At 31.3% G+C, this 18604-nt stretch carries 22 protein-coding genes; 17 read left to right on the forward strand and 5 right to left on the reverse strand.

All coding sequences use genetic code 11. From position 1 onward, the window contains the following. The 17 genes from BW731_RS09030 to BW731_RS09110 all read left to right on the forward strand — a co-directional run bounded on the left by BW731_RS09030 (nucleotide 1) and on the right by BW731_RS09110 (nucleotide 16649). On the forward strand, nucleotides 1-837 hold the full coding sequence (locus tag BW731_RS09030) for a YveK family protein (protein WP_158080195.1): 837 nt from the start codon (nucleotides 1-3) through the stop codon (nucleotides 835-837). 13 nt (nucleotides 838-850) lie between these two features. After that, nucleotides 851-1564, forward strand: a complete 714-nt coding sequence (locus BW731_RS09035; protein WP_079347493.1) for a CpsD/CapB family tyrosine-protein kinase — start codon at nucleotides 851-853, stop codon at nucleotides 1562-1564. 17 nt (nucleotides 1565-1581) lie between these two features. Further along, nucleotides 1582-2346, forward strand: coding sequence for a tyrosine-protein phosphatase (locus BW731_RS09040; RefSeq protein WP_233120458.1), 765 nt, complete (start codon nucleotides 1582-1584; stop codon nucleotides 2344-2346). Between the two features lie 39 nt (nucleotides 2347-2385). Further along, on the forward strand, nucleotides 2386-4185 hold the full coding sequence (locus BW731_RS09045; protein ID WP_079348620.1) for a polysaccharide biosynthesis protein: 1800 nt from the start codon (nucleotides 2386-2388) through the stop codon (nucleotides 4183-4185). A gap of 4 nt (nucleotides 4186-4189) precedes the next feature. After that, the gene (locus BW731_RS09050; RefSeq protein WP_079347495.1) at nucleotides 4190-5317 is read left to right on the forward strand and encodes a DegT/DnrJ/EryC1/StrS family aminotransferase; all 1128 of its coding nucleotides are present in this window, start codon (nucleotides 4190-4192) and stop codon (nucleotides 5315-5317) included. Further along, nucleotides 5314-5934: a sugar transferase gene (locus tag BW731_RS09055; RefSeq protein WP_079347496.1), complete on the forward strand. Its 621-nt coding sequence runs from the start codon at nucleotides 5314-5316 to the stop codon at nucleotides 5932-5934. Before BW731_RS09050 ends, BW731_RS09055 begins: the two co-directional genes overlap by 4 nt. After that, nucleotides 5934-6560, forward strand: a complete 627-nt coding sequence (locus tag BW731_RS09060) for an acetyltransferase (RefSeq protein ID WP_079347498.1) — start codon at nucleotides 5934-5936, stop codon at nucleotides 6558-6560. The genes BW731_RS09055 and BW731_RS09060 overlap by 1 nt, the downstream gene beginning before the upstream one ends. After that, the gene (locus BW731_RS09065) at nucleotides 6560-7702 is read left to right on the forward strand and encodes a glycosyltransferase family 2 protein (RefSeq protein WP_079347500.1); all 1143 of its coding nucleotides are present in this window, start codon (nucleotides 6560-6562) and stop codon (nucleotides 7700-7702) included. Before BW731_RS09060 ends, BW731_RS09065 begins: the two co-directional genes overlap by 1 nt. Before the next feature lie 33 nt (nucleotides 7703-7735). Then, the gene (locus BW731_RS09070) at nucleotides 7736-8974 is read left to right on the forward strand and encodes an O-antigen polymerase (RefSeq protein ID WP_233120557.1); all 1239 of its coding nucleotides are present in this window, start codon (nucleotides 7736-7738) and stop codon (nucleotides 8972-8974) included. Continuing rightward, on the forward strand, nucleotides 8958-10223 hold the full coding sequence (locus tag BW731_RS09075; protein ID WP_079347504.1) for an oligosaccharide flippase family protein: 1266 nt from the start codon (nucleotides 8958-8960) through the stop codon (nucleotides 10221-10223). Before BW731_RS09070 ends, BW731_RS09075 begins: the two co-directional genes overlap by 17 nt. Nucleotides 10224-10226: 3 nt before the next feature. After that, on the forward strand, nucleotides 10227-11012 hold the full coding sequence (locus BW731_RS09080; protein ID WP_079347506.1) for a glycosyltransferase family 2 protein: 786 nt from the start codon (nucleotides 10227-10229) through the stop codon (nucleotides 11010-11012). A 2-nt stretch (nucleotides 11013-11014) separates the two neighbouring features. Continuing rightward, nucleotides 11015-11986 (forward strand): glycosyltransferase family 4 protein, encoded by a 972-nt coding sequence (locus BW731_RS09085; protein ID WP_079347508.1) that lies wholly within the window; start codon nucleotides 11015-11017, stop codon nucleotides 11984-11986. A gap of 191 nt (nucleotides 11987-12177) precedes the next feature. Next, nucleotides 12178-13044 carry a glucose-1-phosphate thymidylyltransferase RfbA gene (gene rfbA, locus BW731_RS09090; RefSeq protein WP_079347510.1) on the forward strand — a complete coding sequence of 289 codons (867 nt, stop codon included), beginning with the start codon at nucleotides 12178-12180 and terminating at the stop codon, nucleotides 13042-13044. A gap of 22 nt (nucleotides 13045-13066) precedes the next feature. Further along, nucleotides 13067-13627, forward strand: coding sequence for a dTDP-4-dehydrorhamnose 3,5-epimerase (rfbC, locus tag BW731_RS09095; protein WP_079347512.1), 561 nt, complete (start codon nucleotides 13067-13069; stop codon nucleotides 13625-13627). Between the two features lies 1 nt (nucleotide 13628). Then, nucleotides 13629-14615: a dTDP-glucose 4,6-dehydratase gene (rfbB, locus tag BW731_RS09100; protein ID WP_079347514.1), complete on the forward strand. Its 987-nt coding sequence runs from the start codon at nucleotides 13629-13631 to the stop codon at nucleotides 14613-14615. Nucleotides 14616-14643: 28 nt separating this feature from the next. Beyond that, entirely contained in the window at nucleotides 14644-15486 is an 843-nt protein-coding gene (gene rfbD, locus BW731_RS09105; RefSeq protein ID WP_079347515.1) for a dTDP-4-dehydrorhamnose reductase, read from the forward strand. After that, nucleotides 15483-16649 (forward strand): nucleotide sugar dehydrogenase, encoded by a 1167-nt coding sequence (locus tag BW731_RS09110; protein WP_079347517.1) that lies wholly within the window; start codon nucleotides 15483-15485, stop codon nucleotides 16647-16649. The genes rfbD and BW731_RS09110 overlap by 4 nt, the downstream gene beginning before the upstream one ends. Nucleotides 16650-16705: 56 nt before the next feature. Here the strand turns inward: BW731_RS09110 and BW731_RS09115 are convergent, their stop codons facing one another. The 5 genes from BW731_RS09115 to BW731_RS09135 all read right to left on the reverse strand — a co-directional run bounded on the left by BW731_RS09115 (nucleotide 16706) and on the right by BW731_RS09135 (nucleotide 18597). Next, nucleotides 16706-17506: a GH25 family lysozyme gene (locus BW731_RS09115; RefSeq protein ID WP_079347519.1), complete on the reverse strand. Its 801-nt coding sequence runs from the start codon at nucleotides 17504-17506 to the stop codon at nucleotides 16706-16708. A gap of 60 nt (nucleotides 17507-17566) precedes the next feature. Next, complete coding sequence (locus tag BW731_RS09120; RefSeq protein WP_071457330.1) at nucleotides 17567-17779, reverse strand: DUF2922 domain-containing protein; 213 nt, start codon at nucleotides 17777-17779, stop codon at nucleotides 17567-17569. A gap of 33 nt (nucleotides 17780-17812) precedes the next feature. Then, a complete protein-coding gene (locus tag BW731_RS09125; RefSeq protein WP_071457329.1) occupies nucleotides 17813-18022 on the reverse strand; it encodes a DUF1659 domain-containing protein in 210 nt (69 codons plus the stop codon). A gap of 75 nt (nucleotides 18023-18097) precedes the next feature. Beyond that, nucleotides 18098-18199, reverse strand: a complete 102-nt coding sequence (locus tag BW731_RS13090) for a helix-turn-helix domain-containing protein (RefSeq protein ID WP_079347521.1) — start codon at nucleotides 18197-18199, stop codon at nucleotides 18098-18100. Between the two features lie 2 nt (nucleotides 18200-18201). After that, nucleotides 18202-18597 carry an RNA polymerase sigma factor gene (locus tag BW731_RS09135; RefSeq protein ID WP_079347523.1) on the reverse strand — a complete coding sequence of 132 codons (396 nt, stop codon included), beginning with the start codon at nucleotides 18595-18597 and terminating at the stop codon, nucleotides 18202-18204. Nucleotides 18598-18604 lie beyond the last annotated feature (7 nt).

Consider the following 18604-nt stretch of genomic DNA (forward strand, 5'->3'; position numbering starts at 1 on the left):
ATGGAAGAAACAGTTAGTTTAGATGAAATATTTCAACTTTTGAAAAAAAAGTGGACATTGATTGTGAGTATGCTTATTTTAGGTACCGTTATTTCGACAGTGGTCACGTTGTTTGTTATCACGCCTAAATACAGTTCGACAACACAATTAGTGGTTCAAACAAAAGATGCAGACTCAAATATCAATACTGATAAGATTAATTCAAATCTTTTATTAATTAATACATATAAAGATTTAGTGAAGAGTCCGACAGTCACTGAAAAAGCCAAAGACCGTTTAGTAAAAGATGGTATGACAGATATCACAAAAGATTATTTATCTGGTGTGGTTTCAGTTGAGCAAAATCAAAATTCACAGTTGTTTTCTATTAAAGCTGTGACAACTAATCCTATTGAGTCTGCTGCAATTGCAAATACAGTATCTGAAGTTTTCCAAGAAGAAGCAGTGAAGATGACTGAAACAAACAAAATATCCATTGCTTCTGAAGCAACGCCAAATAACAAAGCTGTGTCGCCAAATAAAAAAGTTAATATTGCCATTGGTGCTGTATTAGGTTTGATTGTTGGTGTGATGTTAGCTTTATTAGGTGAGTTATTCAATCGTACTGTTCGTTCAGAAGAGTTTGTTTCAGAAACGATAGGTGTACCAATATTAGGTACATTGCCAATTGTTAGTGAGCGTGAGATGGAAGAAATTAGAAAGTTACAAAAAAATGCTTTTATCAATGAAGAGTTTTTTCTTGAAGTGAGTGATAATTATGAAAACTCACTTAATACTGAAGTTGATGGATTAGATTTTGACTTAAGAATGACGAAAGATTTTGATGATAGATATTAAAAAGGAGACCAACATGAGTAAGAGGAACCAACATGGTAGAAATAAAAAAAATAAACTAGAAGCATCAAAGCCTGCGACACTTTTTACGGTGATTGAGCCAAACTCACCAATCTCAGAGCAGTTTAGAACCATTCGTACAAATATCATGCATGCTCAATATGGAGTTCAAACACATAGTATCGCCATTACGTCAGCTGGACCTAGTGAAGGTAAATCAACGACAGCCGCAAATTTAGCAGTTATGTTTGCTAAGTTAGGATTGAAAACACTATTAGTTGATGCGGACATGCGACGTCCAACAGCTCATATGACGTTTGAATTAGATAACTCCATGGGGTTAAGTAATATTTTAAGCATCAAGAAACTCTCTGTGGGAGAGGTTGTAAAAGAAAGCAATATTCCCTATCTTGATGTCATGACAAGTGGGTTTAAAGCACCCAATCCTTCAGAGCTTTTGGCTAGTACAAGAATGCAAAAACTCATCAAAGTACTAGAAAATCTATACGATTTCGTAATTTTCGATATGCCACCAGCTTCAACTGTGACAGACGTGCAACTTGTCGCATCTCATTTAGATGGTGTGGCAGTTGTTGTTAGAAGTAACGTCACAGATAAAAAACAATTACAGAGAACCATTGAATTACTGGAAAAAGTAGATTCAACTATTATGGGATGTATTTACTTTGCTGAAAGTAATTTAAGTTACACAGATTACTACTATAGTTAAAAAGGGGGGAGAGTACTGTGTTTATTGATTTACATTGTCATATATTACCAGGTATAGATGACGGTGCTCAGACAATAGAAGATTCCCTTTTTATGGCAAAAGCAGCAGTGTCAGAAGGGATATCTCACATACTCTGCACACCTCATTATAATAATGGAAAGTATCTAAATAAAAAAAATGACGTCATCTCATCTGTCGTCCATTTACAAACAGTACTTGACGAACAGAATATCCCACTGACGTTATTTGAAGGACAAGAAATACGTATTTCTGCTGACTTATCTCGTCGAATGTTAAAAGATGAGATTTTATTTGCTGATTTAAATGACACGTACATCTTGATAGAGTTTCCGTTTACTACAGTACCAGATTATGCATATGGAGTGTTATCTGAGTTATGTCGTAATGGGCATCAGCCAATCATTGTTCATCCAGAGAGAAATAATGTTTTCTTAGAACAACCAAAACGTTTGGATACATTCATTGAGATGGGATGTCTCACACAAGTGACAAACGGCAGTTATATCGGCCAATTTGGGAAAAAAATCCAACGCGTCACAAGACAAATGATTAAGCACAATCAGGCACATATGTTGTCATCAGACGCGCATAATGTGTCGTCACGGGGGTTTTATACCAAACAAGCGTATGAATTATTAGAAAAAGAGTTTGGAAAAGAAAAAAGAGAAGCCTTTGAACAAATCACAAAAGATATTGTCAATGGCGATAAGGTAAAGGTTGACCCAGTTGTTTCTAGTAAAAAGCATTGGGTGTTTTCTTAAAAAAGTTAGGTGGTTTTTGTCGTGAGTCGTAAAATAAAGATGTCGATATTAATCGGGGTAGACACAGTTATTATCATTTTAGCTAACATTTTAGTTAGTTTTTATACCAATTTTTTGTACGATATAAATAGCCCTATCCCAGTAAAAGTGATAGGGTTACAAATTGTGTTGTACTTGATATTTGGGTCATTTTTTAAAGTCTTTAATAGACTGACCAGATATACAAGTATCAATGCGATTGTTTCAATATTCTTCGCAGTAACAGCATCAAGTATTTTAGAGTACATCATACTAGGTTTTTATACATCATCTTCGATTGAACATTTACAGATATTATTAGCTTATTTTATTGTATTATTGACGATTATCAGCTCACGCGTGGTGTGGCGATTGATTGTCGATTATTTAAACATGTACCACAATAAAGGAAATAAAACGTGCGATAATGCCTTTATTATTGGTGCAGGAGATGGTGGCGAGCTACTTTACAATACCGTGAAGTATAAATCCGGACAGTTAGGATTAAACTTTAAAGGATTTATAGATGATGATATTAATAAAAAAAATACGTATCTATCTGGGTTAAAAGTCGTGGGGTCAATTGATGACCTACCAATGTTAGTGAAAGAATATGAAGTTAATGTGTTGACGGTGGCGATTCCGTCGATGACAGCTAGTCAGTATGAGCATCTACTTGATGTGACACGCGATTTGGATGTCACCATCAACTCGATTCCGTCAATTGAAGAGTTAGCGATGGGTGAAGTTGCGGTGACAAAACTTCGCGAGATTGATGTCGTTGATTTACTCGGACGTGATGAAGTCAAACTTGATATGGATGCCATCAAAACACAACTAGCCAATGAAACCATCCTCGTAACAGGGGCAGGTGGCTCGATTGGCTCAGAAATCTGCCGACAAGTCATGGCCTTTTCACCAAAAAAACTCGTACTACTTGGTCATGGTGAAAACTCGATTTACTTAATAGAAAAAGAATTACGACAAAAGTATGCGGATAAAATTACGGAAATAGTACCAACGATTGCGGACGTAAGAGATGCTAAACGAATGTTTGATGTGATGCATGAACACAAACCGTCGATAGTCTATCATGCTGCCGCTCATAAGCATGTCCCTTTGATGGAGTACAACCCATCAGAAGCCTTAAAAAATAATATTTACGGTACAAAAAACGTGGCTGAAGCTGCTTTAGCCAATGATGTGGATAGCTTTGTCATGGTATCAACAGATAAAGCCGTCAAACCACCCAATGTGATGGGATCAACTAAACGCATTGCTGAAATGATCGTGACCGGTCTAAACGGCAAAGGGAAAACAAAATTCTCTGCCGTTCGTTTTGGTAATGTATTAGGCAGTCGAGGAAGTGTGGTCCCGCTCTTTAAAGAACAAGTCGCAAAAGGTGGACCAGTCACTGTGACAGATTTTCGTATGACACGCTACTTCATGACCATACCAGAAGCGAGCCGTTTGGTTATCCAATCAGGTGCTTTAGCAAAAGGTGGCGAAATCTTTATCTTAGACATGGGAGAACCAGTGAAGATAGTTGATTTAGCTAAAAAAGTCGTTAAGTTGAGTGGGTATAGTGAAAATGAAATCCAAATAGTAGAAAGTGGTATCAGACCAGGCGAGAAACTTTACGAAGAGTTACTAGTCGATAAAGAACGATCGAAAGAACAAGTTCATGAAAAAATCTTCGTCGGAAATGTCAATGGGTTTACCTATGATGAAGTGATGAAAAAACTAGACGAGTTGCCAGAAGACTATACAGAGTTAGCAAAAGAGTTGGTACTATTTGCTAATCAATCAAGTGAGGAGTAGTAAAATGAAAGAGTTTGAGAGAATTTATTTATCATCACCCCATATGAGTGATGAAGGCTATGAGCAAGAATATGTGAAAGAAGCTTTTGATACAAACTGGGTTGCCCCACTTGGAAAAAACGTTGATGGTTTTGAACAAGAATTAGCTGACTATGTAGGGATTGACCATGCAGCTGCCTTAAGTTCAGGAACATCAGCTATACACCTAGCGTTAAAAGCTGTTGGAGTAACAGAGGGTGACATCGTTTTTTGCCAAAGTTTAACTTTTTCAGCAACTGCTAATCCGATTATTTATGTAGGAGCTACTCCTGTTTTTATAGATAGTGATAGAAAAACTTGGAATATGGATCCAAAAGCACTGAAGAAAGCTTTTGAAAAATATACACCTAAAGCAGTGTTAGTTGTTCATCTTTATGGCCAATCAGCTGATTTAGATGAAATAAAAGCTTTATGTGATGAATACAATGTAGCATTGATTGAAGATGCTGCAGAAAGTTTAGGGACTCTTTATAAGGGGAAACATACAGGCACTATAGGTGATTATGGTATTTTCTCTTTTAATGGTAATAAAATTATCACTACATCAGGTGGTGGTATGCTTGTTTCAAACAATGAAGAAAAAATAAATAAAACACGTTTTTGGGCTACACAAAGTAGAGACCAAGAAAGACACTATCAACATTCAGAGATTGGTTATAACTATCGTATGAGTAATATAGTCGCAGGTATTGGTCGAGGACAATTAAAAGTACTAGATGACAGAGTTGAAAAGAAAAGACAAATATTCTCATTATATAAAGAGCATTTAGGAGAGTTAGATGGTGTTATCTTTCCAAATGAAAATGAATTTGAGTATTCAAATCATTGGTTATCACCAATGTTAGTTACAAAACATGTGACACCAATTGAGATTATGGAAGCTTTGGAAAAAGAAAATATTGAGAGCAGACCAATATGGAAACCAATGCACCTACAACCAGTTTTTTCTTCGTATGATTATATTGGTGGCAATGTATCAGAAGAATTATTCAATCAAGGAATATGTCTACCGAGTGATACAAAAATGAGTGTAGAACAACAAATGAGAGTAATCAACATTATAAAAGAATTATTTGGAGAGAAAGATTTATGATAGAGGAAACATTCTATGTTAAGTATATGAAACGATTTTTAGATATAATCCTTTCAGGGTTGGCATTGATTGTTTTATCACCAGTTTATTTGGTAGTCGCTATTTTGGTTAGAACAAAACTAGGCTCACCAGTTATATTTATACAAAAAAGACCAGGTAAAGATAATAAGATTTTTAATATGTATAAGTTTCGAACAATGACAGATAAAAGAGATGAACAGGGGGATTTATTGCCAGATGATGAAAGGCTGACATCATTTGGAAAAATGCTTCGTTCCACTAGTTTAGATGAATTACCAGAATTGTGGAATATATTTAAAGGTGATATGTCTATAGTTGGACCAAGACCACTATTAATAGAGTACCTTGATATATATACAGATGACCAAATTAAAAGACATCTAGTAAGACCTGGATTAACTGGATTAGCTCAAGTAAATGGAAGAAATGCTATCTCATGGAATGAAAAGTTTCAATTTGATATTGATTATATTGAATCTATTTCTTTATTACTAGATATAAAAATAGTCTTTTTAACAATAAAAAAAGTACTTATCAAAGAGGGGATTAGTTCAGATACTTCAGTTACGATAGAAAAATTCAATGGAGAAAATTAATGGAAGAATTAATAATAATAGGTTCAGGTGGACATGGTAAAGTTTGTGCTGAGATAGCTGAGTCGATGAATAAATGGAAAACTATTAGGTTTTTGGATGATAGTTTCCCGGGTGCTAGAAAATGTTTAGATTTTGATATTATAGGAAAAACTTGTGATATAGATAAATATTCTTCACATGATTTTTTTGTAGCTATTGGTGATAACGATATTAGAGAAAAGTTTTTTGAAGAATTAACCTTATTAAAATGTAATATTGTTTCATTAGTTCATCCTACATCATATATTAGTAAATATTGTAGTATTGGCAACGGAACATCAATTCATCAAAATGTTGTTATTAATACAGATTCTACAATTGGAAAAGGTTGTATTATCAATACAGGAACTATAGTAGAGCATGAAAATGTCATATCCGATTTCGTTCACCTATCTCCTAATGTCAGTTTAGGAGGTAGGGTGAGTGTTGGTAGAAAAACTTGGATAGGTATAGGTAGTACTGTTATAAATGATATACAAGTAGGTGAAAAAATCATTGTGGGAGCAATGTCGTTAGTTTTAAACAATATTAGTGATGCTAACGTTTACTATGGAGTACCAGTAGTACGTAGTAAGGAGAGTTTTTAATGAAATATTTATTTTTTATTAGTTTGTCTTTTATTTTTTACACAATGATATTTTATCCGATTATACTTCAAGTACTTGATAAGGTTATGAAGAAAGATAAATTAAATTTAAATACTGATTTTAATCCATTTATATCTATCATCATACCCGCGCATAATGAAGAAGACGTAATAGAAAGAAAAATAAAGAATTTATTGCAAATAAATTACGATAAATATAAGTATGAAATCATAATTGCTTCAGATCATAGTACAGATAAAACAAATGATATAGTGGAAGATTTATCAAGGAATTTTTCTAATATATTCTTGGTTGACGTAGACGAGAGAAAAGGTAAAACTAATGCTCAGAACGAAGCTGTTGGAGTTGCAAAAGGAGAAGTATTAATTTTTTCAGATGCTAATTCTATCCTTGACAGTGAGGCTGTGAAGCAAATTGTTTATTATTTATCGGATAAAAATGTTGGATATGTTGCTGGAAATTTACAGTATACGAATTCTTTAGAATCAATTTCAGCTAATACAGAAAGTGTTTATTGGAATTACGACTTGAGAATGAGAAAAGTAGAATCAGATATCAGCTCCATAACAGCTGGTAACGGTGCCATTTATGGATTAAGAAAAGAGGATTACATTGATATAGATCCTATCTATTCTCATGATAGTATTTTTCCAGTTTTACAGGTATTAAATGGTAAAAAGTCAAAATTTAATCCTAAAGCGATTGCGTACGAAAAAGCAGGAGAAAGTGATAAAGAAGAATATAAAAGAAAAGTTAGGATGTTTAGAAAAATAATCAAAATTAATTTTATAGACATTCAAAAATATAACTTCTTTAAATATGGTATTTTTAGTTATTTTTATTTTAGTCATAGATTTTGCAGAAACTTTTTATTTGTATTTCATATTTTATTAATTTTTAGTAGCCTTTTCTTAATACTAAATCCAATATATCGAGTACTATTTTTTCTCCAGTTAATGTTTTACATAGTCTCATTAGTAGGATATAAAGCGCAAATCAAAATGCTTAAACCGTTTACTTTTTACTCAATGACGTTATTAGCACAGTTAGTTGGGGCTTACAAAGAGTTAACTGGTAAATCTAAACCTTTTTGGGAAGTACCACAAAGTACAAGAAAGTAGAGAAAATATATGATAACTATACTAGCTATATTAATGATAGTCTTAATTTTAATTTTAGTACATAATAATATCATATCTAGTTTTTTTAATCCTGGAGTGTTCTTTGGATTAGTATGGTCCATCCAGATATTGATAAGTAATATATTTTTGGAAAATAATCATAATTCTGGCAGTTTATATATTTTAATTGTAGTTTTTTTTAGTCTTATTTCGGGTTTTATAGGGGAAAAACTACCTATGTTTGTGAACAATAAAAAAAAAATAGATTATTCTTTTAATGAAAGACTAAGTACAGTTTGTCTTTATGTAAGTATATTGCTAGGTGTTTTGTATGAAATTTTTTTATTACGAAGTAAAGGTATGTCCATATTGTCTATTTTTGAAGTTGGAGGCTTATTAGATTTAAACGTTCAAAATGCAGCAATAAGATATGGAGATGTAGCTATAAAGTCTTCATTAGTGACAAAAGTATTATTACCATTTACCTATTTGGCACCTTCTATTGGGGGAATTCATTTTGTATTATCAAATAAAAAAAGTAACAAATATTTATCGCTTTTATCGTTTTTACCGACTTTTTTATCTTTGACTATTGAAAATACTAAATCAGGATTTATTTCAGCAATAATTCTATTTGTATCTGGAATAATAATTGCAAATTTATTAAAGAATAAATATTTTGAAATAAATCTAAAAAAAATATTCATGTTAGTAATCATTACAATTTTTTTGTTTTATTTATTAATTTTTAGCATGGTTCTAAGGTCAGGAGAAATTTCTACAAGAATGTTTGATTTTGCTCAAAAAAAAATTATTGTGTACGCATTAGGTCACATATCTGCTTTTAATATTTGGTTTTCTGATTTTAGTATGGTTCCACCGAATGGTATAGGTAAGTATACTTTTTTAGGTATATACAACACTTTGGGGTTAACAGTAAGAGACCAAGGAGTATTTAATGAATTTGTGTATATTAATGGAACAACAACAAATGTATATAGTTTTTTTAGGAGTTTAATAATGGATTTTTCTGTAGTAGGAGCTTTTTTATTTATTTTACTATTCACTATTTTAGCAACGATAGCTTATAAGTCATTAATTAATAAAGTTAATATTTATTTTTCTATATTTATACTTTTTAATTATTATTTTTTCACTATGTTTAATTTCACTAGTATTTGGACGTATTCTAGCTATATTTTAATGTTAATATTAATTTTAGTATATTCTAAAATGATTATTAGGGAGATAAAAAATGTTAAAGAAAAATAGTGTTTTATTTGATATGATTGTTACTTTTGGAGTGCAGTTTATAATATTAATCCTGAATTTCTTAATTAATAAAATTTTTGCGATTAATTTAGGAGTTGAAAGTTTTGGTATATTTAATATAGCACGTAGGGGAGCAACATTAATCGGATTTTTGATTTTATGTGGTCAAGGTATATCGATAGTAAGATACTTGTCAATAAAGAAAAATAAGAACAATCAAGAAAAAATAAGTTACATATTTGCAGGACTTACAATTATATTATATATGGTTCTACTGTTTATTTTATTGTTATTTTTTTTCAATAATATTCTCACTAATATTTTATTTGGTTCTCAAGAATATAAATATTTAATGATACCTATTTTATTTTTTGCCTTTAGTACTAGTATATCAACCTATGTTTCTTCAGTCTTCAGAGGATTAGAGAAATTTGTTCAATTTAATATATCGCAGTTAATTATACAAGTTCTAATTGTAGTTTTTTTTATGATTACTAAAGAGACAAATTTAATATCTATATTTTTTTATTGGTCTATGATATCGTTAGTAGTCTCAATTATTTTTTCTATAATCCTATTTTTTAAAATGTTTAAATCGAATAGATTTGAAATTATAAATTTCAAATCTATTCGACTTAACATGTTTAAGTATGGAGCATCAAGAGTGATAGGAGAGTTTATTCAGTTTGCTTATTATTTGGTTCCGTTAGTTTTTGTTAATAATAAATTTGGTAACATAGAAGCAGGGTATTTTTCAGCTTCAACTGGAATACTACAAATGATGCTTCCTTTTTTTAGTTATATTGGCCTTGTTTTATTACCAAAAGCAAGTTCTTCAATTACTGATGGTCAGTTTAAAGATTTCAAGTATAAAATTAATAAAGGGATGTTTGTATATTTAATAATAAGTTTATTAGGAGTAGTATTCGCTATGATCTTTACACCATTTATAATTAGAATTTTATATTCTACCGATTTTTTAAGCGGAGTTCAGGTAGCAAGAGTTTTGATTATTAGCTTGATTCCAAGATCTCTATTTTTATTATTGAGAAATCCAATAGATGCTATAAGTCAAACACCATATAATACGATAAGTTTATTATTAAGCTTCCTTATAATGATAGTGCTGATGTATTTTTCAACTAGTGTGACACAAATTGCTCTTTCATTTGTATTATCTGATATTATACTTGCATTATGTAGTTTAATTATTTGGTTAAAAAGTGAAAAGCTTATAAAGGAGGAGTAGATTATGGTTAAGTACGATTTTGTATTCGTAGTTTTAGTATATAAAAATTATGATGATTTTATAGATTTTTATGAGTCTGTAAAGAAAGTCAATAATAATTTCCAAATCGTAATAGTTGACAGCTACTATAATGAAGAAACTTTGAAAAAAGGAAAAAAAATTGCAAAAGACTATAATATAGATTTTATACATGTCCCAAATAAAGGATATGGATTTGGAAATAATGAAGGAATAAAGTATGCGTTAAATAAGTATGAATTTGAGCATTTAGTTATATCTAATCCGGATGTTAAAATAGTTAATTTATCAATTGATAAATTATCTTCATCTGCTATAACTGGTCCTAAAATTTTAAATTTAGAAAATAAAAATCAAAACCCTCATTATTATACAAAAAATAGATTATGTTTCTATCTCATGAAAAAGTATGCAGAAAGTAGTAAAATATTTTATTTATATCTTTACTTAGTAATAAATAAGTTTATTAGAAACTACTATCAAGCATTAACAAATTCTAAAAATAATATACAAGTTTATTCTTTGCATGGCAGCTTTATTGTAATACCTAAAAAAGTTTTATTAGTATTAGAACCAATTTTTGATGAAAGTGTTTTTTTGTATACCGAGGAAAATTTTATTGCAGATTTAGCAAAAAAAAATAATATAAAAATGCTTTACGATAAAGAGTTAGAAATAATTCATAAAGAAGATGGAAGTTCCCAAAATGTAAATACTAGATTGCATACTTTAGAGTCATTAAAGATATATTTTAAAGTGAGAGATAATTAATTATGAAAAAAATTAAATTTGTTAGTAGACGTAGAGGCTTCTTTAATCATTTAGAAAACATAAATGATGAAATAGTATTTGAATTTATTCAGTCTTCATTTGAAGTACCTAGTATAAAAAGAAAAATTGCTAGTCAATTAATACGTACTAAATTCATGACTTTGTTAGGTGTTATAGAAACAATTAAATACAATACCAATGAAGATAAAGAAACACTTCTTGGGAGTTTTAATCGATTTTTAAGTGTTGAGAGACCTTATTTTATATATTTAGAAAATCCAACAGCTTTGTTTCACTATACACTTGGGAGAAACAAATCTTATTTAGGAAAACATAAATTTAAAAATAATTTAGAAAATGCTTATTTAAAAGAAATAGTTTGCATGTCATATGCCTGTATGAGCACTATGGATGATATTTTTAGTCCAGCAATATACAGGGGGAAAAGAAGAGTAATCTATCCTTTAGTGCCAGATAATAATAATGTTACAGTAAATTTGATTAAAGAAAGATGCAAAGATGATGAATTAAATGTTTTATTCATTGCTCAAGGTACTAGGTTTATTTCTAAAGGAGGACTTGAAGTTTTAGAAGCTTTTAAATATTTAAAAGATGTTAAAATAACAGTTATCACCAATATATCTAGTGTTGAGGGATTAATAAAAGAATATAGGGAGCTTCCTAACATTAAGTTCTACGATTTTAAATATTCTTATGAGGATATGGAACAAATATATGCGCAACATCAAATTTTATTACATCCATCTAGCGATGATAGTTTTGGATTAACTGTTTTAGAAGCGATGAAAGCAGGTTTACCCATAATTACTACCAGATTATACGCATTTCCAGAAATGGTTGAAGAAGGGATTAACGGATATATGGTACAACCAAAATGGGAATTTTTTGGCAAAAATAATCTTCCAAATCCGTTAGTGTGGAATAATAGAAAAAAAAACTCTATATTCGACTGAATTATCACAAACTATTATTGATTTCATAATTAAAAAAATAAATTCTTTAAATGAGGATAGAGAGTTATTAAAAGAAATGAGTATTAATTCATATAATAAAGCACGAAAGAAACCATTTTCTAGTGAATTTATACTTAAGCAATGGGAAAATATCTATATTGAGAGCATAGAGAACGAAGAGGAGTGGTAAATTGAAAGGTATAATCTTAGCAGGAGGAAGTGGAACTAGACTGTATCCACTTACTAAATCAGTATCAAAACAGTTAATGCCTATATATGATAAGCCAATGATATATTATCCATTGGCTAGTCTTATGTTAGCAGGAATTAAGGATATTTTAATCATATCAACACCAACAGATACACCAAGATTTGAGGAGTTATTAGGTGATGGACATGATTTAGGAATAAACATTGAATATGCTATTCAAGAAAGTCCTGATGGCTTAGCGCAAGCCTTTATCATAGGAGAAGATTTTATAGGTGAGGATTCTGTTTGTCTGATATTAGGTGATAATATTTATTATGGAAGTGGACTATCAAAACTATTACAACGTTCAGCACAAAAAGAATCAGGAGCAACAGTATTTGGTTACCATGTAAATGATCCTGAGAGATTTGGAGTAGTTGAATTTGACGACAATATGAGAGCAATCTCTATCGAAGAAAAACCAGAAAAACCAAAATCTAATTATGCAGTTACGGGACTTTATTTTTATGATAATAGAGTGGTCAATATTGCGAAAAATATAAAACCATCAGAACGTGGTGAATTAGAAATTACTGATATTAATAAAGAATATCTACGACTAAATGAATTAGAAGTTGAATTAATGGGACGAGGGTTTGCCTGGTTAGATACTGGAACACACGAGTCATTATTAGAAGCTTCAACATTTATTGAAACGATAGAGAAAAGACAAAATCTAAAAGTCGCTTGTTTAGAAGAAATTGCTTATCGCATGGGATATATAACAAAAGAAGAATTAGAGGTTTTAGCGAAACCACTATTGAAAAACCAATATGGCCAATACTTAAAAAGGTTATATGAAGATTAATTTTATTTTGGAGGGTGTATAGGTGAAGATTTTTAATACGAAATTACAGGATGTTAAAATTATAGAGACACCCGTTTTTGGAGATAATCGCGGATTTTTTACAGAATCTTACAATAAAGAAAAATTTTCTGAAATAGGAATCACAAATGATTTTATACAAGATAACCACTCACTTTCAGTTGAGGTTGGAACGTTACGTGGTATGCATTATCAACTATCTCCAAAGGCACAAACTAAGTTAGTACGTTGTACTACTGGAGTAATATATGATGTATTAGTAGATATGAGAAAAGGTTCTCCAACTTATGGACAATGGGAAGGATACCTTTTAAGCGAGTACAATCACAGACAGTTGCTTGTACCAAAAGGATTTGCACATGGTTTTTGTACACTTACTCCGGATGTAAATATTCAATATAAAGTAGACGAATTGTATTCACCTGAGCATGATAGAGGGATTGCTTATGACGACCCTAGTATTGGTATCGAATGGCCGATGAATGCAACAGTGTTATCTGAAAAAGATAAAAATCATCCTAATCTAAAAGATGCTGAAAACAATTTTGTATGGGGTGAAGTATAATATGAAAAATATTTTAGTTACAGGTGGAGCAGGTTTTATAGGAAGTAATTTTGTACATTATATGCTAGATAAACATCCTGACTACACTATTATAAATCTTGACTTACTAACATATGCTGGGAATACCCATAATCTGGATGATGTTATTGATAATCCAAGACATATTTTTGTTAAAGGAAATATAACTAATAGAGAGTTAGTTAGTTATTTAGTAGAAAAGTATTCAATTGATGCATTTGTAAATTTTGCTGCAGAATCACATGTGGATAGAAGTATATTAAATCCATCTATCTTTGTAGAGACGAACGTACAGGGAACATTAGCCTTATTAGACGTAGCAAAAAAATATGAAATACAAAAATATTTACAAGTATCAACAGATGAAGTATATGGAAGTCTTGGTTCTACTGGATACTTTACAGAGGAAACACCATTAGCACCAAACAGTCCTTATTCTGCTAGTAAAACAAGTGCTGATTTATTAGTTCGTTCATACTATGAAACATATGATATGAATGTAAATATTACTAGATGTTCAAATAATTATGGACCATATCATTTTCCTGAAAAGTTAATTCCATTAATGATTTCTAATGCATTAGATGGAAAAAATTTACCAATATATGGTGATGGTATGAATGTAAGGGACTGGTTACATGTTTATGATCATTGCCAAGCAATAGATTTAGTCCTTCATAAAGGTAGAAAAGGTGAAGTATATAACGTTGGTGGGCATAATGAACGAACTAATAATGAAATAGTAGATATTATCATTGAAAAACTACAAGTGTCTCCTGATTTAAAAGTATATGTTGAAGACAGATTAGGCCATGATAAGAGATATGCAATTGACCCTACTAAATTAGAAACTGAGTTAGGATGGAAACCTAAATATACATTTGAAACAGGTATTGTGGAAACAATAGATTGGTATTTAGCAAATGAATCATGGTGGAGACCATTGCAAGAAAAAGCAAAATTAAACTAGTTCTATAGATTGGACAGGAGGAATTGTAGTGACTGTATTAATCACAGGTGCAAATGGCCAATTAGGTAGTGAGTTAACTAATCTTTTAAAACAACAAAATATAGATTTTATTGCTTATGATAGTCAAGAGATGGATATTACAGATTTTGATAAGACGCTTTCTATTATTAAAGATATTAAGCCCTCAGTAGTTTATCATTGTGCAGCCTATACAGCAGTTGACTTAGCAGAAGATGAAGGAAAAGAGATGAATTATCTTGTAAATGTCGATGGTACTAAAAATGTTGCTCAAGCATGTAAAAAAGTTGGTGCTACATTGGTTTATATCAGTACTGATTATGTATTTGATGGAAAAAAAAGGGAAGTTCCATACATAGAAACAGATAAAACCTCTCCAATTAATGAATACGGAGAAGCAAAATTATTAGGAGAACAGGTGGTTCAGGAGATTTTAAACAATTATTATATTATAAGGACATCTTGGGTTTTCGGTGAATATGGAAATAATTTTGTTTATACAATGAAAAAGCTTGCTAAAACCCATGACCAATTAACGGTAGTAAATGATCAAGTAGGCAGACCAACCTGGACAAAAAGTTTAGCAGAATTTATGACATATTTAGTACAAAATAATTGTGAATATGGAACTTATCATTTTTCTAATGATGATATATGCACATGGTATGAATTTGCACAAGAAATATTACAAGATGATAATGTAACTATTTCTCCTGTAACATCTGATCAATTCATTACTAAAGCAGCAAGACCAGAGTATTCAATTATGGATTTAGAAAAAGCGAAATCAACTGGGTATGAAATAATTTCGTGGAAAACAGCATTACAGCATTTTTTGGAGGGAATTAAATGAAGGTCTCAGTTGTAGGTTTAGGTTATGTTGGTTTAGCTAACGCATTATTATTATCACAAAATAATGATGTAATAGCATATGATATAGTAGATGAAAAGATTGAATTGTTGAACAAAGGAATCTCACCATTAGTAGATAATGAAATTGAAGAATTCTTAACAGATAAATCTCTATCTATAGAATTCACAACAGATTTTGATAAGGCAATTAATCATGGTGAGTACTGTATTATTGCAACACCAACAGATTATGATGAAAAGAAAAATTATTTTAATACATCAACAGTTGAAAGTGTGATAGAAAAAGGATTTGCAGTCAATCCAGATACTATCTTTATTATAAAATCAACAGTTCCTGTAGGGTATACAAAAGAGTTGAAAGAAAAATACAACACAGAAAACATTATTTTTTCACCAGAGTTTTTACGTGAAGGAAAAGCCTTGTACGATAACTTACACCCATCAAGAATTATAGTGGGTGAGAGAAGCGAAAGAGCAGAGGTATTTGCTAAAGCATTATTGGATAATTCTTATGAAGAGGATATACCTGTTTTATTAACTGACTCTACAGAAGCTGAAGCAATTAAACTATTTTCAAATACATACCTTGCTTTAAGAGTGTCATACTTTAATGAGTTAGATACCTATGCAGAAGTGAGAGGACTAGACACTAAACAGATTATCGAAGGTGTTGGTTTAGATCCTCGTATAGGAAGTCATTACAATAATCCTTCATTTGGTTATGGTGGTTATTGCTTACCAAAAGACACCAAACAATTATTGGCTAATTATGACCAAGTACCTAATAATATTATTGGGGCAATCGTTGAAGCCAATAGAACGCGAAAAGATTTTATCGCTGACCAAATCATTGCTAAACAACCAAAAGTTGTTGGTATCTATCGTTTAACGATGAAAGCTAACTCGGATAATTTTAGATACTCGTCTATTCAAGGCATTATGAAACGATTAAAAGCTAAGGGAATAGAAGTGATTGTTTACGAGCCAACATTAAAAGAAGACACCTTTTTTAATTCAAAAGTCTATACTGATTTAGATGAATTTAAAAAAGTATCAGAAGTTATCGTAACAAATCGTATCGAAAAAGAATTATCAGATTCATTGGATAAAATTTATACAAGAGATATATTTAATCAAGATTAACAAAATCCCCCCACAAGAAGTCTATCTGATTTCTCGTGGAGGGCTATTTTTTTATCCTAATCTATCTTTCTAACATAATCCTTGTGAAGTGTAACAAATACCTTGCGATGATTATAGAGTATACAAGCATGCGTTGTTGTTTTGGTGTGGCAAATTTGCTCAATATCAAAGACAGTACTTTTGGAAAAGTGCATGCCAGATGCTTTTTTAAAGGATTCATCTGCTTGAATGACGAGTGTTCTTAATGCTTCAAATCGTGTTCCTGTTGTGTGATAAGCGTCCTTTTGTTGGGTGATGGTCTTTTTTGGTGCAGCATATTGTTGCCAAGCAAGTTTATCTCCGTAAAAATGACTTGTATCAACAGGTGTACTGGTGTATTGCCACATAGCATAGCTAGGCCATTGCTTAACAACAGGTGTGTGTTGAGAGTATTTGGCAACCCATAAACCATAATCACCAGCTACGACATCTAACCAATCATCAGAGTTTGCATCACTTTCATTCATATAGATGAGAGGTTTTACGCCAGTTTGTTTGTAGACATAATCTAAAAACTCTTTGGCTTTTTGTGCCCCTTGTTTACCATACTCTTCATAGTCAAGAACTAAGATGGCTTCACCTATATAGCCTTTGATATGTGTTAAGAAAAAGTCTGCTTGTTTGATGACATCATTTTGATCTAAAAAATGATACACCCCATAAGGCTTGTTTAATTTTTTGGCTTGTTGGACAAAAGTGTCACATGTATCATCAATAAAGTAAGTGCCTTCTGTTGCTTTAAAGATAAAGGCGTCCGCTTTTAGTGTATCAAGTGACATCCCTCGTTGGTGGTTTGATAAGTCAATAACTTTTAGCATATAAAAACTCCTTTCTGATATAAGAAAAGACGACGTTTGTGGTAAACGTCGCCTAAATTGTTAGAACAACTCTGTAATAATCGTTTCACTATAGTGTGCTGATTTTGGTGTCACATAAAGTTGTTTGCCGTTTGCTTCAAAGATTCCTAAAGCTGAGATAGCCATCATCGCATCTTTTACTTCATCTTTTGTTAGTTCTTGGCTGGCTACTTTTGGTACTAATGTTGTTTTTTTGTTTTCCTCGTTTAAAAAGTTTAAGTTTAGTTTTTTCATGGTTATGTCCTCCTAGTATAGTTGTCTGATTGATTACATATCGTAGTGGTGAGTGTTTACGATTGACAGTCTTTCTAATGGTTCATCTTTTGGAGCAAGTGAGTCGAAGATATCACCTAAGTCTAAAATGTTTTCATCAGTGGCACTTTCTTTTAAGTTAGCTAATGTTTGTTTACGTGGTTTGTCGTCACCTACTGCTTTGAATGTTAAGATTGATTTTTTACTGTCGAAGATTTTTTCCATGTTCGTCACGTCCTTTTGTTAGTTTAGTAAGTTGCGCGCCTTACACTTATATAAACGTTTCCCAAATCAAAAGTGTTAACCCCTTTTTTCAAATTTTTTATATTTTTTTCTTACACCATCTCGCCAGCGATAAACTGTCTTCCTAGAAACCTTGTATTTATCAGCTATTTGGCTCATAGTCAGTTGATCAAAAAAACGATCAGCCAAATATTTTTTTCGCAAGGAGTCAGCGTCTGAGCGAGTTGATGATACAAATCGGTTGTGGCTAAAGAAGAAGAGATATCATTATCCTCAGTGAGTAAGTCTAGTTGAGTATCTTCTATGATATCTTTGTCATAGCGTCGTTGTTCTTTTCTGATTTTATCGACTGTCGCCCAACAGATTTTTTGATAAACAAACGGTCTAAAGGGAGCTCTGTTGTCTGGTCGTTTTTGATAATCTCGATGTGTTAGTAGTAACTCTATACGAGCATGCTGCAAATAATCATCAAACTCTGGGTGTGATGGGGTAATGTGGTATTTTTTCAATGCGCCTAAGATAAGTGAATGATAGGTTGTAAATAGTGTCTCTTCCATAAAAATA

Origin of the sequence: Vagococcus martis, from assembly GCF_002026305.1 — a bacterium.
Classification (GTDB): domain Bacteria; phylum Bacillota; class Bacilli; order Lactobacillales; family Vagococcaceae; genus Vagococcus; species Vagococcus martis.

Bases quoted from the DNA above. Each gene is read 5' to 3' on its own strand.
- BW731_RS09080 (WP_079347506.1), top strand. From the start codon at position 10,227: ATGGTTAAGTACGATTTTGTATTCGTAGTTTTAGTATATAAAAATTAT.
- BW731_RS09085 (WP_079347508.1), top strand. From the start codon at position 11,015: ATGAAAAAAATTAAATTTGTTAGTAGACGTAGAGGCTTCTTTAATCAT.
- BW731_RS09115 (WP_079347519.1), bottom strand. From the start codon at position 17,506: ATGCTAAAAGTTATTGACTTATCAAACCACCAACGAGGGATGTCACTT.
- BW731_RS09055 (WP_079347496.1), top strand. From the start codon at position 5,314: ATGATAGAGGAAACATTCTATGTTAAGTATATGAAACGATTTTTAGAT.
- BW731_RS09065 (WP_079347500.1), top strand. From the start codon at position 6,560: ATGAAATATTTATTTTTTATTAGTTTGTCTTTTATTTTTTACACAATG.
- BW731_RS09135 (WP_079347523.1), bottom strand. From the start codon at position 18,597: ATGGAAGAGACACTATTTACAACCTATCATTCACTTATCTTAGGCGCA.
- rfbB (WP_079347514.1), top strand. From the start codon at position 13,629: ATGAAAAATATTTTAGTTACAGGTGGAGCAGGTTTTATAGGAAGTAAT.
- BW731_RS09035 (WP_079347493.1), top strand. From the start codon at position 851: ATGAGTAAGAGGAACCAACATGGTAGAAATAAAAAAAATAAACTAGAA.
- BW731_RS09045 (WP_079348620.1), top strand. From the start codon at position 2,386: ATGTCGATATTAATCGGGGTAGACACAGTTATTATCATTTTAGCTAAC.
- BW731_RS09120 (WP_071457330.1), bottom strand. From the start codon at position 17,779: ATGAAAAAACTAAACTTAAACTTTTTAAACGAGGAAAACAAAAAAACA.
- BW731_RS09060 (WP_079347498.1), top strand. From the start codon at position 5,934: ATGGAAGAATTAATAATAATAGGTTCAGGTGGACATGGTAAAGTTTGT.
- BW731_RS09110 (WP_079347517.1), top strand. From the start codon at position 15,483: ATGAAGGTCTCAGTTGTAGGTTTAGGTTATGTTGGTTTAGCTAACGCA.
- BW731_RS09050 (WP_079347495.1), top strand. From the start codon at position 4,190: ATGAAAGAGTTTGAGAGAATTTATTTATCATCACCCCATATGAGTGAT.
- BW731_RS09030 (WP_158080195.1), top strand. From the start codon at position 1: ATGGAAGAAACAGTTAGTTTAGATGAAATATTTCAACTTTTGAAAAAA.
- BW731_RS09070 (WP_233120557.1), top strand. From the start codon at position 7,736: ATGATAGTCTTAATTTTAATTTTAGTACATAATAATATCATATCTAGT.
- BW731_RS09075 (WP_079347504.1), top strand. From the start codon at position 8,958: ATGTTAAAGAAAAATAGTGTTTTATTTGATATGATTGTTACTTTTGGA.
- BW731_RS13090 (WP_079347521.1), bottom strand. From the start codon at position 18,199: ATGAGCCAAATAGCTGATAAATACAAGGTTTCTAGGAAGACAGTTTAT.
- BW731_RS09125 (WP_071457329.1), bottom strand. From the start codon at position 18,022: ATGGAAAAAATCTTCGACAGTAAAAAATCAATCTTAACATTCAAAGCA.